The 15804-nt window shown below is 67.3% G+C and carries 13 protein-coding genes; 4 read left to right on the top strand and 9 right to left on the bottom strand.

The window, feature by feature from the left end:
- Nucleotides 1-102 precede the first annotated feature (102 nt).
- Nucleotides 103-1539, top strand: a complete 1437-nt coding sequence (gene pyk / locus AC6EUL_RS10915; protein WP_056223036.1) for a pyruvate kinase — start codon at nt 103-105, stop codon at nt 1537-1539.
- 39 nt (nt 1540-1578) lie between these two features.
- Here pyk and AC6EUL_RS10910 read toward each other — a convergent pair whose 3' ends face one another.
- The 3 genes from AC6EUL_RS10910 to ykgO all read right to left on the bottom strand — a co-directional run bounded on the left by AC6EUL_RS10910 (nt 1579) and on the right by ykgO (nt 3374).
- Nucleotides 1579-2559: an alpha/beta fold hydrolase gene (locus tag AC6EUL_RS10910; protein ID WP_499870061.1), complete on the bottom strand. Its 981-nt coding sequence runs from the start codon at nt 2557-2559 to the stop codon at nt 1579-1581.
- A gap of 6 nt (nt 2560-2565) precedes the next feature.
- On the bottom strand, nt 2566-3171 hold the full coding sequence (locus tag AC6EUL_RS10905) for a tetratricopeptide repeat protein (protein WP_056222895.1): 606 nt from the start codon (nt 3169-3171) through the stop codon (nt 2566-2568).
- Between the two features lie 77 nt (nt 3172-3248).
- Complete coding sequence (gene ykgO / locus AC6EUL_RS10900) at nt 3249-3374, bottom strand: type B 50S ribosomal protein L36 (protein ID WP_056222898.1); 126 nt, start codon at nt 3372-3374, stop codon at nt 3249-3251.
- A gap of 374 nt (nt 3375-3748) precedes the next feature.
- On the opposite strand from ykgO, the gene AC6EUL_RS10895 reads away from it, so the two are divergent.
- A complete protein-coding gene (locus AC6EUL_RS10895) occupies nt 3749-4168 on the top strand; it encodes a PilZ domain-containing protein (protein WP_244479615.1) in 420 nt (139 codons plus the stop codon).
- 115 nt (nt 4169-4283) lie between these two features.
- Here the strand turns inward: AC6EUL_RS10895 and hpnH are convergent, their stop codons facing one another.
- Nucleotides 4284-5447 (bottom strand): adenosyl-hopene transferase HpnH, encoded by a 1164-nt coding sequence (gene hpnH / locus AC6EUL_RS10890; RefSeq protein ID WP_055951783.1) that lies wholly within the window; start codon nt 5445-5447, stop codon nt 4284-4286.
- 611 nt (nt 5448-6058) lie between these two features.
- On the opposite strand from hpnH, the gene AC6EUL_RS10885 reads away from it, so the two are divergent.
- Nucleotides 6059-8731: an MMPL family transporter gene (locus tag AC6EUL_RS10885; protein WP_499870060.1), complete on the top strand. Its 2673-nt coding sequence runs from the start codon at nt 6059-6061 to the stop codon at nt 8729-8731.
- 96 nt (nt 8732-8827) lie between these two features.
- Here AC6EUL_RS10885 and hpnK read toward each other — a convergent pair whose 3' ends face one another.
- The 5 genes from hpnK to AC6EUL_RS10860 form a co-directional block, all read right to left on the bottom strand.
- Complete coding sequence (hpnK, locus tag AC6EUL_RS10880) at nt 8828-9664, bottom strand: hopanoid biosynthesis-associated protein HpnK (protein ID WP_056222915.1); 837 nt, start codon at nt 9662-9664, stop codon at nt 8828-8830.
- Between the two features lie 115 nt (nt 9665-9779).
- Nucleotides 9780-11210 carry a hopanoid biosynthesis associated radical SAM protein HpnJ gene (hpnJ, locus tag AC6EUL_RS10875; RefSeq protein ID WP_055951775.1) on the bottom strand — a complete coding sequence of 477 codons (1431 nt, stop codon included), beginning with the start codon at nt 11208-11210 and terminating at the stop codon, nt 9780-9782.
- A 57-nt stretch (nt 11211-11267) separates the two neighbouring features.
- On the bottom strand, nt 11268-12446 hold the full coding sequence (gene hpnI, locus AC6EUL_RS10870) for a bacteriohopanetetrol glucosamine biosynthesis glycosyltransferase HpnI (RefSeq protein WP_499870059.1): 1179 nt from the start codon (nt 12444-12446) through the stop codon (nt 11268-11270).
- A 106-nt stretch (nt 12447-12552) separates the two neighbouring features.
- Nucleotides 12553-13164 carry an MlaC/ttg2D family ABC transporter substrate-binding protein gene (locus AC6EUL_RS10865; RefSeq protein ID WP_056274857.1) on the bottom strand — a complete coding sequence of 204 codons (612 nt, stop codon included), beginning with the start codon at nt 13162-13164 and terminating at the stop codon, nt 12553-12555.
- On the bottom strand, nt 13155-14243 hold the full coding sequence (locus AC6EUL_RS10860; RefSeq protein ID WP_056380797.1) for a flippase-like domain-containing protein: 1089 nt from the start codon (nt 14241-14243) through the stop codon (nt 13155-13157). Before AC6EUL_RS10860 ends, AC6EUL_RS10865 begins: the two co-directional genes overlap by 10 nt.
- Before the next feature lie 263 nt (nt 14244-14506).
- Between AC6EUL_RS10860 and AC6EUL_RS10855 the strand changes: the two genes are divergently transcribed.
- Entirely contained in the window at nt 14507-15634 is a 1128-nt protein-coding gene (locus AC6EUL_RS10855; protein WP_499870153.1) for an amidinotransferase, read from the top strand.
- Nucleotides 15635-15804 lie beyond the last annotated feature (170 nt).

The raw sequence follows: 15804 nt of genomic DNA, 5'->3' as shown, positions 1-15804 counted from the left end.
GTCCGGCGTTCTTGACGCGCCGGCCCCATCGGTGCTTGTGGCCCTTCGCTCAACGCCGGTCGTCCGAAACCGGCGAGGCTGGTATTGGGGATGGAGACCACAGTGAAACGTTCACGCCGCACGAAGATCATCGCGACCCTGGGCCCGGCCTCCGACACGCCGGAGATGATCGAGAAGCTGTTTCGCGCCGGCGCGGACGTCTTCCGTCTCAACATGAGCCACCTGCCCCGCGAGAAGCTGCCCGAGAAGATCGAGGTCATCCGCACGATCGAGCGCGAGCTCAAGCATCCGATCGCGATCCTCGTCGACCTCCAGGGGCCGAAGCTGCGCGTGGCCGCCTTCGCCGAGGGCGCCGCCATCCTGCAGAACGGCGCCACCTTCGTGCTCGACAGCGACCCGACGCCCGGCGACGTCTCGCGGGTCTACCTGCCCCATCCGGAGATCCTCTCGGCCCTGGAGCCCGGCCACGTCGTCATCATCGACGACGGCAAGCTGCGGCTGACGGTGACCGAGGTGTCCGAGGGCCGTGCCGTGACCCGCGTCGAGATCGGCGGCCGCATCTCGAATCGCAAGGGCGTCTCCCTGCCCGACACGGTGATTCCCGTCGCCGCCATGACCGAGAAGGATCGGGGCGACCTCGAAGCCGGCCTCGCGGCAGGCGCCGACTGGATCGCCGTCTCCTTCGTGCAGCGTCCCGAGGACGTGGCCGAGGTGAAGAAGGTCGCGGCCGGCCGGGCGCTGGTGATGGCCAAGATCGAGAAGCCGCAGGCCCTGACCCGCCTGGAGGAGATCATCGAGATCTCCGACGGCCTGATGGTGGCCCGCGGCGATCTCGGCGTCGAGATGCCGCTCGAGCAGGTGCCCGGCGTGCAGAAGCGCATCACCCGCGCCTCGCGCCGCATGGGCAAGCCGGTCGTGGTCGCGACCCAGATGCTCGAATCGATGATCACCGCCCCGGTGCCGACCCGCGCCGAGGTCTCCGACGTCGCCACCGCCGTCTACGAGGGCGCGGATGCGGTGATGCTCTCGGCCGAGAGCGCCTCCGGCACCTTCCCGATCGAGGCCATCTCGATGATGAGCCGGATCGCCGAGCAGGTGGAGCGGGATGCCCTCTACTGGACCATCCTCACGGCCCAGCGCTCCGAGCCCGACGCCACCGCCTCCGACGCCATCGCGGCGGCGGCGCACCAGATGGTCGACGCCCTGAACCTCACGGCCATCATGGCCTGGACGCATTCCGGCTCCACCGCCCTGCGCCTCGCCCGCTCTCGGCCCAACGCGACCATCATCGCGCTGACGCCCAAGCGCGAGACGGCGCGCCGCCTCGCCCTGTGCTGGGGTACGCACCCCATCGTCACCAAGGATGCGAGCGACGTGGACGACATGGCGTTCCGGGCGGCGAAGTTCGCCGTGCGCGAAAACTTCGCCGAGATCGGCGGCCGGATCATCGTGGTGGCCGGCGTGCCGTTCGGGACGCCCGGCGCGACGAACCTCGTGCGCATCGCCTTCGTCACCCGCGAGCACGCCGCGAAGGCCTGACCCGGCCGGGGGCGCGCCGGGCTCCGGGCCCGACGCGCCTCAGGGAGCGGGCAGCGATTCGGCGAGGCGCACGACCTCGTCGACCACGGCCTGCGTGGCGACGACGTGGACCATGTGGCCGATCCCGGGCAGGACCACGAGCCGGGCCCCCGGGATCAGGTGCGCCAGCGGCCTCGCGTGCCGGTCCGCCGGGACGATGCCGTCGCGGTCGCCCGTGATGATGACGGTCGGCGCGGTGATGCGGTCGTAGGCGGCGCTCTGGCGCGTCAGGGCCTCCGGCAGCGCCATTAGGTCCTGGACATTGGCGAGCATCGTGGCCGGACGCAGGACCAGGGCGGCCCGGCTCGCTTCCAGGTAGCCGGCCGGCGCCTCCTGGGGCCGGAACACCGACCGGCCCGCCGGCGCCAGGTAGTAGAGCCCGATCGGCGTCGCCACCGTCCGGCTGAGGAGCCAGGTCACCGGCGGCAGCAGGGCCAGCCGGTAATACCAGGGGATCGGTCCGAGCGCGGGCAGCGGCATCACCGCCGGCGCGAGGAGGACGAGGCCCGCGACCCGATCGGGATGATCCAGGGCAAGCGCGGTCGCCAGGGCACCGGCCCAGGAATGGCCGACGATGAGGGCGGGCCCGACACCGAGGTTCGTCAGGGCCTTGGCGATCGCCGCGGCCTGGGCCTTCGGCGTCGCCATGGCGCCGCCGGTCAGGCGGTCGCTCCAGCCGAAGCCCGGCCGGTCGAGGGCGACGACGCGGAACCCCTCCGCGGCGAGGCGGCGGCCGAGATCCGCCATCGGGTCGGCCGCGTTGGCCGAGGCCCCGTGCAGCAGGACGACCGTGCCCAGGGTGGACGGGTTCGGACCGGCCTGGATCGTGGCGATGCGCCCGCCGGTCACCGACGCGAACGGTCCGGCCGGGGGATAGCGCGCGTCGATCCGCGCTGCGATCAGCAGGGTGACGCCCGCGGCGACGAGCGCGAGGACGACCCCGCCGGCCAGGAGGCCGGCGATCAGCTTGAGCAGGAGCATGATCGGCTACAGGTCGCGGCCGTCGACGTCCGGCGACAGCCGGTCGATGGCCTGTTGCAGCCGGTCCATCCGGGGATACAGCGCCGCCGCCCGGCGGAAGGCCTCCAGGGCGCGGCGCTTGTCGTCGAGGGTCTGGTAGATCCGCCCCAGGGCCGCCCAGGCCTCGTAGTGACGCGGCTCCAGCACGAGGGTGCGCTGCAGGTCCGCGATCGCCGCGGAGGGGTCCGACAGCATCCAGAACACCGTCGCGCGCCGGTTCCAGCCCTCCGACCATCCGGGCTCCAGGGTCGTCGCCCGGTCCATCAGCTCGATCGCCAGGGGGAGATCCTGACTGGACATCGCCTGCCGCGCCCGCTCGGTGAGCAGGTCGGCCGTGGCGCTGCCGGATCGGCCCAGGCGCTGCTCGATCAGCCGCGCGATGCCCTTCGCCTCGGCCTCGTCGCCCGCCGCCTTCAGGCGCGCGTAGAGGTCGTCGAGGGTCAGCGGCTGCGCCTTCTTCGGCGGCGGCGCCTCCGGCGTCGGCCGGGCTCCGGCGGGGACAGCGAGGAAAACACAGAAAGCCGCGACGAGCGCGGCTTTCAGGCAGGATCGATGCGGAGAGGGTCGCGACATGGTCGGAGCTTCCTCGCCCCGGATCGCGACGTCAACGTGCGCGCTTGCCGCGTCTGGCGGCCAAGCACCCCGTGGCCTCAGCCCTGGCGGGCCTTGAAGCGCTTCTGGGTCTTGTTGATGACGTAGACGCGGCCCTTGCGACGCACGATCTGGTTGTCGCGGTGACGGCCACGGAGGGACTTGAGGGAGTTGCGAATCTTCATCGGTCTCACGTCGGTCGGGAACGAGCCCGCCGCCTGTCCATAGGGTCTCGGGAACGAGGCACCTGACGGCGGCCTCGGCGATGTGTCGATGCATCGCGGAAAGGCGGTTGCCTTATCAGGATTCGCGCCGGCAAGGCAAGGCGTCCCGCCCTATTCGGATCGAAGCTTCGCGGGAATGGGCCGTTCAGGCCGCGTGGAGGCCCGATCGTGGTCGGGTTGCGCTCCGCGCACCGTCGCCGCCCTCCCCGGCCGTGACCGCCCGCGACGCGCCGCCGACTTATCGCCAAGCGGAGCGTGCGGCGGGCGATATCCGTCTGTAAAGACTTCTGCTGCTAGCATGCGCCGACGCGCACGGTGCGCAAAGACGGAACCCCGTGACGACCCGCATGGAGCAACCCGAATCAGCGGCGCCGATCCCGCGGCGCGAGGAGCGCAGCCCGACAAACTGGATCGCGACGATCCGGTTTCGGGACGGCACCGAGATTCCGTGCAGCGTGAAGGACGTCTCGAAATCGGGCGCACGAATCTGCGTCGGTGCGAGCCAGGCGCTCCCGCCCGTCTTCCTGCTCCGGATCATCGGGCGGGACTTCCTCTGCCTCGTCCGGATCGCCTGGCGGCGCGGCGACTATGTCGGCGTGCGCATCGAGCGCGTGGGCAAGCTGCCGCAACCCACATCCGTCACGACAGCGGCCGTGCCTGTGCCGGCGGCCCAGACAGACATCCCCACCCCGGAGGAGATCGCCAGCGGCGGAATCGGCGTCCCGTCCCGGAAGCGCGGCATCTCGGCCTTTTAAGGCGCCTGCCGCGAGATTCCCCGCGCAGCCAGCACCCGGACGACAACGAAAAACCCCGCCCTGCCGAAGCAGAGCGGGGCTTTCGCTGTTCGCGGATGGCGGCGCCGAACCTGGGTCAGGCGGCGCTGCGGTTGCGGGCTTCGCGCTTGGTGTCGACACCCGAGGCTTTGATCTCGGACAGCTTCTGGGCGACGTTGCGCGAGAACACGAACTCGGCCGGACGCTGGTTCTCCAGGCTGACCTCGGGGGCCATCTCGCCCTCGGTCTTGATGCCGCGGAGGGCGTGCACCAGGGGCTTCCAGGGCTTCTTCACGGAGTCGACGACCGAAGAGGCCTCATAGCCCGAATGGACCATGCAGTCGGCGCACTTCTCGTAGTTGCCGGTGCCGTAGGAGTCCCAGTCGGTCTCCTCCATCAGCTCCTTGAAGGTCGCCGCGTAGCCCTCGCCGAGGAGGTAGCAGGGCTTCTGCCAGCCGAACACGGTGCGGGTCGGGTTGCCCCAGGGCGTGCAGTGGTAGGTCTGGTTGCCGGCCAGGAAGTCCAGGAACAGGCCCGACTGCTGGAAGGTCCACTTCTCGCGACCCTTCTCCTTGCCGTGCCGGAACACGCCGCGGAAGAGCTCCTTCGTCGCCTTGCGGTTCAGGAAGTGCTTCTGATCGGGCGCCCGCTCGTAGGCATAGCCCGGCGAGACGGTGATGCCGTCGATGCCCATCTTCGTCACGCTGTCGAAGAAATCGGCGATCTTGTCGGCGGACGAGTTGTTGAAGAAGGTGCAGTTGATGGTGACGCGGAAGCCCATCTCCTTGGCCTTCGCAATCGCCGCCACCGCCTTGTCGTAGACGCCGCGCTGACACACCGACTGGTCGTGCATCTCCTTGTCGCCATCGAGATGGATCGACCAGGTAAAGTACGGGCTGGGCTTGTACTCCTTGATCTTCTTCTCGAGCAGAAGCGCGTTCGTGCAGACGATGGCGAACTTCTTCTGCGCGATGATGCCCTCGACGATCTGGGGCAGATCCTTGTGCAGCAGAGGCTCGCCGCCGGCGATCACCACCACGGGCGCACCGCACTCGCGCACGGATTCCAGCGCGTCGGCGACCGGCAGCCGCTTGTTCAGGATCTCGTCGGGGTAATCGATCTTCCCGCAGCCGGCGCAGGCAAGATTGCAGCGGAACAGCGGCTCCATCATCATCACGAGCGGGTAGCGCTTGCGACCGGTGAGGTGCTGCTTCAGGATGTAGCCGCCAATCTTCGCGACGTACCGGATAGGGATGCCCAAGACGCGGCTCCTTGTTGTTGGCCCCGATGTATCGGGCTGCTTAGCGTGAAAAAAGGCCAAATTCCAGCGAGCTAGACTGGAACCAATCCGAAAGGCTCCGAATGGATGCCGTTCGCGCAAGTTCTCCGGGTGCTGCAACAATCCGGCCACAGACGGTGACCCGGACCCTTCGGTCAGCCGGAACGCTCCGGCGGCATATAGCTCCGCCGGAAGCGCTTATTCCTAGTCCTTGGCTGCATGCCTGGGCCGCAGCTTGGCTGTTCGCCACCGCTTCTTCGATCCAGCAAAGCTTGGGTCGTGGAGAAGTGCGGTGCGAAAGCGCACGCCTGGACGAACCGGAGACTGATCGATCCGTTCGCGTTGCATTACAGACATTTGCTCGCTAGGTGAGCGCCACGGTGAAGCAAATTCGTGTGAGCGATGCGATTCGTTCGATGATCCGAGGACCGTCGCTCTCCGGCCGATCGCGCGCCGGATTCGGGTTTTGCACCAACAGGTGATAACCGGCGTCACAAGACAGATCGATTCCCGTCCCGTGGCCGTACTGGCCTCGGCGCCCACATGTGGCGCGGCCGGGCGGCAATCGGATCGCTCAGGCAGGTAGGATACTCGTGATCGAACGGCTCGTCGCGTTTTCCGTCCAGCGTCGCTGGTTGGTCATAGCTCTCGTCGCACTCGTCACCGTGGCAAGTGCCGGTGTGGCGGCTCACCTCTTCAAGATCAATACCGACGTCGAGCGGTTGATCGACAAGGATGTGCCCTGGCGACAGGACGAGATCAACTACGAGAAGGCCTTTCCGCAACGCACGGGCACCCTCGTCGCGGTCATCGACGGCAAGACGCCCGAGGAGGCGGAGGAAGCGGCGGCCGAGTTCTCGGCGGCCCTCGTCAGCCACAAGGACATGATCGAGTCGGTCTACCGTCCGGACGGCGGTGCCTTCTACGAGAAGAACGGCTTCCTCCTGATGTCGCAGGAGGAGCTGACCAAGACCACCGAGCAGCTCGTGCAGCAGCAGGGTCTGCTGGGTCCGCTGGCCGCCGATCCGTCCCTGCGCGGTATCATGCGGGTGCTGGGTCTCGGCGCACGCGGCATCAAGAGCGGCGATGCCAAGCTCGAGGATCTCGAGCGGCCGATGACGCAGATCGACGCGACCGTGCGCAAGGTGCTGGCCGGCGAGCCGGCGCGGATGTCCTGGCAGATGCTCCTGTCGAACGGGCAGACGCAGAGCACTGACCTGCGCAAGTTCGTGATGATCCAGCCGGTGCTGGACTACAACGCTCTGCAGCCCGGCGCGAACGCCACCGAGGTGGTGCGCAAGGTCGCTTCCGATCTCAAGATCAACACCCTGGGTGGTCCTGAATTCGCCGGTGCGCCACGCATGCGGCTGACCGGTCCCGTGGCGGTGGCGGATGACGAATTCGCCACCCTCTCCGAAGATGCGCTCCTGAACTATAGCGTCACGGTCGGGGCGATCGTCCTGTTCCTCTGGCTCGCCCTGCGCTCCGCGCCACTGATCGGCGCCGTGCTGATCACCACCTTTGCGGGCCTCATCGTCACCGCCGGCCTCGGCCTGCTGATGGTGGGCGAATTGAACCCGATCTCGGTGGCGTTCGCGGCGCTCTTCGTCGGCCTCGGCATCGATTTCGGCATCCAGTTCGCGGTCCGCTACCGTGCCGACCGCTTCGAGCAGCCCGACCTCCTCTCGGCCATGCGGGCCGCGGCGCACGGAGTCGGCTGGTCGCTGACCCTGGCGGCGATCTCCTTGATCGCCGGCTTCTTCGCGTTCCTGCCCACCGCGTTCCGCGGCGTCTCCGAGCTCGGCCTCATCGCCGGTGTCGGCATGATCGTGGCCTATCTGTTTGCCCTCACGCTGCTGCCCGCGCTCATCGCGGTGTTCAAGCCGAAGGGCGAGCGCGAGGCCGTCGAGACCACCTGGCTCGCCGGCGTCGACCCGTGGATCATCCGCAACCGCAAGCCGATCCTGATCGGCGTCGGCGTGATCACGCTGGCGGGCACTCCGCTTCTCTTCAAGCTGCCTTTCGACTCCAACCCGATGCACCTGCGCAGCCCGAAGGTGGAGTCGATCTCGACCTATCTCGACCTGATTAAAGATCCGGCGACCAGCCCGAACATCATCGACGTGATGGCGCCCTCCGTGGAGGCTGTCCCGGCCCTGGCCGACAAGCTCACGAAGCTGAAGTCGGTGGCCAAGGTGATCGACATCAACACCTTCGTGCCGCCGGATCAGGACCAGAAGCTCGCGACCATCGCCGAGACGGCGCAGCTCCTCGGTCCCGTGCTGAATCCGGGCCGCAAGCCGCCGCCGCCCACGGATGCGGACAACGTCAAGGCGATCAAGGAGGCGGTCACGGCCCTGCGGGGCATCGCGTCAGGTTCCGATGCACCAGGCGCGAAGGCGGCGGGCGACCTCGCCACCGACCTCGACAAGCTCGCCGCCGCACCGGTCGGCACCCGCGAGGCCGCCAGCGTCGCGCTCACCACCGACCTGAAGACGCTGCTGACCCGCCTCTCAGGGCTCCTGAACCCCGAGAAAGTTACGCTGGACAACCTGCCGCCGAAGCTCAAGGCCGAGTGGGTCGCCGCCGACGGACGCTCGCGGATCGAGGTCCACCCGAGCGGTGACGCCAACGACAACCGCGTCCTGCGGAACTTCGCCAAGGAGGTCCAGAGCGTCGCGCCGCACGCGACCGGGGCTCCCGTCGCGACGACCTCGTCGAGCTACACCATCCTCGGCGCGTTCCTGCAGGCCGCGATCACCGCCCTGGTCCTGATCTTCATCATCCTGTCGGTGGCGCTCCGGAAGCCGTGGGACGTGGCGATGACCCTGGGGCCCCTGGTGCTGGCGACCCTGTGGACGCTGATGGCGCTGCACATCGTCGGGATGCCGCTGAACTTCGCCAACATCATTGCGATGCCGTTGATGCTCGCCGTCGGCGTGGCCTTCCACATCTACTACGTCATCGCCTGGCGGGCCGGCGTCACCGACATGCTGGCCTCCAGCCTGACGCGGGCGATCTTCTTCTCGGCCCTGACCACCGGCACCGCCTTCGGCTCGCTGGTGCTTTCCAGCCATCCGGGCACGGCCAGCATGGGCAAGCTCCTTGCCCTGTCGCTGTTCTTCACCCTGGTAGCCGCGTTCTTCGTGGTCCCGGCCTTCCTTGGCCCACCGCCCAAGCACCCCGATCCGAAGCGCCCCGAAGGCGACGCAGCCCTGCCGCCGACCGCACGGGCTCAGACGGCGGAAGCCGTTCCCGCGAAGTAGGCCGCTACTTTCAAAGCAAAACGAAAAACGGGCGCGGATCGAATCCGCGCCCGTTTCCGATCCGGAAGCGCGATCGGCGACGGGCCGTTCGAACCCTCACGTCAGAAAGTCCGAGAACCCGCCACGCGGGATCCCGGCGACGGCCGCCGAACTTTCCGGAGCGATGAGCGCGTCGCGCTCGGCCGCGTAGGCATAACCCGGAGCCTCGCCCGGGAACCCGCCCCCGGTCGCCGGGTGGGTATAAAGTTCGGTGAGACCGTCCGGCAGATGTGTCAGAAGGCCCGCCACACGGGCCGGCGTCATTGCTCCCGACCAAGCGAGACCAAGCGTCCGATCGGGGATCAGGAGGCCGGCCTGGCGTGCGCGGACCGCGAGGAGCGCGGCCCAGGGTGCCGTGTCCAGGGCCGCCTTCGCCTGCGTCCCCGGCTCGGCCGCCCGCAGGACCGCCCGGGTCTCCCGCGGGACGCGGATCGCCCGCATGCCGTGCCGAGCGCCGGCCGCCAGGACGAGCCCGGCGATCAGCGGGTGCACGTGGAAGTGCTTGTGGGCGTTGACGTGGTCGAGGGACAGGCCCGTCGCCGCATAGGCGCGGAACTGCGCCTCGATCTCTGCAGCGAGCTGTCGGCGCGCCGATGCCTTCAGCGCGAGATCCAGACCCAGCCGGCCCATATCGCTGCGAATCTGCCCGTCCGGCCCGACGAGATCCGGCAGTTCGGCCGGCGGCAGAGTCGGCCAAGCCTCCACCATCACGAGATGCAGACCGACCCGCAGGGACGGCAGGCGCTTGGCCCGTTCCACTGCATCAGCGGCGGCCGGCGCCGAGACCATCAGACTCGCGGCAGTGAGGATACCGTCGCGGTGGGCCTGCTCCACCGCCTCATTGACCTGAAGGCTGAGGCCGAAGTCATCGGCCGTGACAACCAATCGCTTCATACAGCGGCTCCGGTTGGCGGACGAGATCCCCGTCCGCGGCTGGGGACCTGAACCCCGAAACGCGAAACGGCCGGGCTTTCCAGCCCGGCCGTCTCACATCGAACTGGCGTCGCGCTCAGGCGGCGGCGCTGGTCTGACGCTCCTTGAGGAAGCGGTAGAACTCCACGCCCTCGCGCAGGCGACGCTTCATCATGTCGGGGGACCGAACCATCTCGGAGACGATCGAGGCGATCTTCGGCGCACGGAAATAGAACTTCTTGTAGAATTCCTCGACGGCCGCGAAGATTTCCGTATGCGACAGGTGCGGATAGTGAAGCGGCGCGATCTGAACGCCGTTCTCATCCACCAGTTCAGCATTCTCGACGTCGAGCCAGCCGTTCTCGACGGCCTGCTTGTAGAGGAACGTACCGGGATAGGGCGCGGCCAGCGAGACCTGGATCGTGTGCGGGTTGATGCGCTTGGCGAAGGCAATCGTCTCCTGGATCGTCTCCTTCGTCTCGCCCGGGAGGCCGACGATGAAGGTGCCGTGGATGGCGATACCGAGTTCGTGGCAGTCCTTCGTGAACTTCTCGGCCACCTCGACGCGCATGCCCTTCTTGATGTTGTTCAGGATTTTCTGGTTGCCGGACTCGTAGCCGACCAGCAGCAGGCGCAGGCCGTTATCCTTCAGGACCTTCAGGGTCTCGCGGGGCACGTTCGCCTTGGCGTTGCACGACCAGGTCACGCCGAGCTTGCCGAGCTCGCGAGCGATCTCCTCGGCGCGGGGCAGGTTGTCCGTGAAGGTGTCGTCGTCGAAGAAGAACTCCTTCGTCTGCGGGAATTCCTTCAGGCAGTACTTGATCTCTTCGATCACGTGCGCGACCGAGCGGGTCCGATAGGTGTGGCCGCCGACCGTCTGCGGCCAGAGGCAGAAGGTGCAGCGCGACTTGCAGCCACGGCCCGAATAGAACGAAATGTAGGGGTGCTTCAGGTAACCGATGAAGTACTTCTCCATCTCGAGGTCGCGCTTGTAGACCGACGTCACGAACGGCAGCTGATCCATGTCCGTCATGATCTCGCGGTCCTCGTTATGGACCACGACGCCATTGGCATCACGATAGGACAAGCCCTTGATCTCGGACATCGGGGTGCCATCAGCGACTTCCTTGACGGTGAAGTCGAACTCGTTGCGGGCACAGAAATCGATGCAGGGGGCCTGCGCCATGGAGCCGGCGGCGTCCACCGCCACCTTCGCGCCGATCAGGCCGGCGATGAGCTTCGGGTTGGCGGCCTTCAGCGCCTCGACGGTCTTCACATCCGACTTGAACGACGGAACCGAGGTGTGAAGCACCACGAGATCGAAATCGTGCGCCTGCGCGACGATTTCGTCGAGTTTGATGTTGTGTGGCGGGGCGTCGATCAGCTTCGAGTTCGGCACCAGAGCGGCCGGCTGAGCGAGCCAGGTCGGATACCAGAACGACTTGATCTCGCGCTTGGCCTGGTAGCGGGAGCCGGCGCCGCCATCGAAGCCGTCGAAGGTGGGGGCCTGCAGGAAGAGGGTGCGCATGGGGTTCAAGGCCTCAGCGAGATCAGGGGAAAGATGAAACGAGGGTCGAGGCGAAGATCAGAGCGACGATGCACCAGCATCGCGGCCGAGCGTCGTCTCCGGGATCAAGGTACCGTCTGCAACCACGCGATAATCGTGGCCCTTCCATGTCACCGCACCTGAGACGAAGCTCCAGGTGAAGTTCATGAAGGAGAGGATGTCACGTATCGGCAACAGCCAGTAGGGGTGCGCGGCGAGGCCGAAGGCACGTTCCAACCGGACGCAGAGGACGATGCGGCAGGCGAGTGCAAAGGCGGCGACCGCGAGGGCAGTGGTGCCAGCCCCGGGAATCAGCGCGCCGATCAGGGCCAGCGGAAAGGCGTGCGTGACGAACGAACCGGCGTATCCGGCCGGATCGACGTTTCGGATGGTGCGGTTCCAACGCAGCTCGTGGCTCCACAGGCTCGCCAAGTCGGTATCGACGCAGGTGTGCCCGATGCTGAAGCTCGGGATCGCCACGAGGCCACCCTGCGCGCGCAAGGCCTCGCCGATGGCATAATCGTCCGCGAGATCGTCCCGAAACGCCTCGAAGCCGCCGATCGCCGCCAGCGCCTTCGTGCTGAAGGCGATGGTCGAGCCGAAGCACGGGTTGGCGAGGCCGAGGGACGTCCCCATCACCACGTTGGGGAGGAACTGGACATCGATGGCGAGCGCAGAGAGGTGGGCCCAGATGCCCCGATGCGCCGGTACACCGTGATAGAGGCAGGTGACGCCGTTGACGCCCGGCTGGCCCAGCGCAGCGACGATGCGGGCGAGGTAATCCGGCTTCACCACCATGTCGCTGTCGGCGAGGACGACGACGTCATGGGCGATGCGGGCCGACATGTTGATCAGATTCGAGACCTTGCGGTTCGAACCGTGTTGGCGGGCGTCGATCACAAGATCCAGGCGAGCCGCCGGATAGGTGGCCTGCAGCCGGCGGACCACCGGGATCGCCGGATCGGCGGCGTTCTGGACACCGAACACGATCTGGACCGGCGCCGGATAGGCCTGTTGGCAGAACGTCTCGAGATTCTCGTAGAGGTTCGGCTCGATCCCGCAGAGGGGCTTGAGGATCGTGACCGTCGGGACCGTGGATCCGAGCTTCGGCTCGGGCTTCCGCGCGAACCGCGTGGCCAGGGCAGCCGCCGTCAGGCCGTAGAAGCAGCCGACCAGGGCGATCAGCGGCAGAAGGTGCGAGAGCCAGGTCAGGTCCATGAAGGGCATCGCTCGGTCACGGGTCTCGTGAGAGTGCCGCGGTAGCGAGCGGCGCGAATCGTCGAAGGCGGGGAGAGGAACAAAGTCCGGCGTGTTTCACCCGACTCTAAGGCGCTGGTTTGACGGCGAGCATTCCCGTGGTGCGATCGCGCATGAATGTGAGGAGGCCGTCCGCACCGCCGGTCTTCAGCGGCTCGGCGAAACTGCCGCGCAGGCTCGCCACTTCGCTGACGTTCCCGTTGAGATAGACGTCCTGCACCCGGTTACCGGAACCGACCAGGAAATCGACCTGGGAGGTGTCGCCGTCCTTGTTGGCGACTTCGGTCTGGACGACGCGGTTGGCACCCCGCGCTTCGCTCTGCGGTTTCACCGTGAACTTGCCGCCGGCCGCCTGCGCGAGTCGTGTGGCATAGGTCGCGGTGAAGTATCGGCCGAAGGCCTCGGTCAGCGCGCCCTGCTGCTCCGGCGTGAACGTCTTCCACTTCGGTCCGGCGGCCAGGCGGATCATGGCCGGGAAATCGAAGGTCTCGCTCAGGGTGGGACCAATGCTGGCCGCACGCGCCCCGACATCCTTCGGAGCCTCCTTCAGGGCCGCTTCGAAGGTCGTATAGACCTTGCTGATCGACTCCACCGCGGCATCGTCCGCCGCGCGCGCGGTCGGGCTCAGGTGCAGCAGGCCGAAGAGGAGGGCTGCGAGAACGACGCGATTCAGGCGCACTTCTTGAGATCTCCCAGATCGGCCTCGGCGCGAGCGCGGCTGCCGAAGTCATTGGCGAGCACCGGGACGAGAAGGTCGTGCCGCAGGGCGGGTTCGGCCCGCGCCTCCGCCGCCACCGGCTCGACGGCCTGGGTGCCCTCCAGCGCATGCCAGGCGAAGAGGCCGGGAACACCCACCAGAAGGTCGGCGAGACGCTTGACCAGGGACAGCGCCAGGGCCGCCTCAGCGGGGATGCCGAAGATGGCGCAGAGCGCGATGAGGCCGCCCTCCTGGGCGCCGAGGGCGCCCGGGACCGCGAAGGCCGCGCCGCGAACCGCCTGGGCGAGGCTCTCGATCACCACCGCCTCGACGATGCTGACCGGATAGCCCATGAAATGCAGGGCGACATAGACCTCGACCGTGCCGATGAACCAGCCGATCAGATGGATGCCGAGGCCACCGGCGACGCGGCCGCGGTTGCCGTAGAGACGCTTCAGGCTGTCGTAGAGTACGTCGATGGCGCCGAGGGCCCGCCATTCGCGCGAGCCGGCGAAGCGGCTGACCAGGGCCTGGATGACCTGATGGCCGCTCCGGCGCTGGATCAGGTAGAAAGCGCCGAGAGCGGGCGCCGCGAGGGCGAGACCGCCCGCCACCGTCCGGACGATCGGACCATCGCCGGCGATCCAGACCAGGAGCAGGACGCCCGCGACGGTGAACAGGAACTGGGTGACCGCCTGGGTCATCAGGTCGACGAACATGCTGGCGCCCGCGATTCCGCCGGGCACACCGCGCTTGGTCAGGAGCCGGGCACCGACGAAATCGCCGCCGACCTGGGCCACGGGGAGGAGCGTGTTGATGCCCTCACGCACGAAGCGCAGGGTCATGCAGTCCCAGAGCGTCGGGCGCGCCGCTGCCGGAAAGATCACGAACCAGCCGAGGCCGGCCCAGGCCACCGCGACGGCGCGTGCGACGACCACGATCAGGGCACCCCAACCGGCGCTGACCACAGCAGCCGCGACGTCTTCCAGTCCCGAGGACAGGAACAGGCCGACGACCGTGCAGAGACCGACGATCAGGGCCAATGTCGTGAGACGTTTCATGGGCCCCTTTCGGCCAGCAGCACAGCGAATCGCAGCTTAGATCCGCCGTGTTTCCGACCGGAAAAAACCGTCGGAAACGGTGAACGTCTCCGGAAGTTGCAGCTTTGGGAACCGTTGTCTATCACCCCGGAGACACAGTCAGAACCAAAGCGGCACAGGGCGGAAGGCCCGAGAATCAGCCGTCGGGGCGGACAGGGGAACGGAATTCGATGGACCGCGAATCACACATCACGACCGGTGAGGTCGTGCACGACGACGCGCAGATGGAGCGCTACGCCGGAAGCGCCTACGGGGCGACCCGCGATCCCGCGCCGAGCTCTCCGGTGATGGCCTGGAACGAGTGGGACCCGCTGGAGGAGGTCATCGTCGGAAGTCTCGACGGTGCGACCATTCCGACACACCACCTGACGGTCATCTTCAACCTTCCGCGAGCGGCCCAGCCGTTCTATCGCTTCGCGTCCGGGTTCCGGTACCCGAAGTTCATGAAGACGCTCGCGCAGAAGGAGCTCGACAACTTCATCTCGATCCTGGCCGGCGAGGGCGTGAGGATCCGCCGTCCTGACTCGCTCGACTTCTCGCGGAAGTACAAGGCGCCGCGCTGGTCCTCCCGCGGCTTCTGCGTCGCCTGCCCACGCGATCCGTACCTCGTGATCGGCGACGAGATCATCGAGAGCCCGATGTGCTGGCGCTCGCGCTACTTCGAGGGTGATGCCTACCGCTCGCTGTTCAAGGAGTACTTCCGGAACGGTGCGCGCTGGACCTCGGCGCCCCGGCCGCAGCTCACGGACGAACTCTACAACTACGACTACCGGGTGCCGAACCTGAAGGCCGGCGAACCGATGCAGTTCACCGTCAATGAGTTCGAGCCGGTCTTCGACGCCGCCGATTTCGTGCGCTGCGGCCGCGACATCTTCGTGACGCGCTCCAACGTGACCAACCTGATGGGCATCGAGTGGCTGCGCCGCCACCTCGGCTCCGGCTTCCGGGTCCATGAGATCGAGAGCCGCTGCCCGCAGCCGATGCACATCGACTCGTCGTTCATGCCGCTGGCGCCCGGCAAGGTGCTGGTCAACCCGGACTACATCGACGTCGAGAAGCTGCCCGCCGTCCTGAAGAAGTGGGACGTGCTGATCGCGCCCCGGCCCGATCCCGTCGAGGGCTTCATGAGCAAGATCTCGATGTGCTCGCCCTGGACGTCGATCAACGTCTTGGCGCTCGACGAAAAGAAGATCGTTGTCGACGCGAGCCAGCCGACACTGATCAAGGCGCTCAAGGATTGGGGGTTCGATCCGATCCCGGCGCCGTTCTTGTCCTACGGCCCGTTCGGTGGTTCGTTCCACTGCGCCACGCTGGACGTCCGCCGCCGCGGCACGCTGAAGTCCTACTTCTAGGATCGGGTACGTCGGCGAACGAAGGGAGGGGGCGCAGCGAGCGCCCCCTTTTTCGTGTCAGCGCGAGACGCTGTAGACCGATGCCGCCGCCGAGACCGGTGCGGTGACGGTGGAGAAGACGGAGAGGACCTTCTGGACCTCGGTGAAGGGGGCGTTGGAGACGTAGACGA

This window comes from Methylobacterium sp. 001424705 (assembly GCF_059816145.1).
This window is presented reverse-complemented; position numbering and strand designations above follow the sequence as displayed.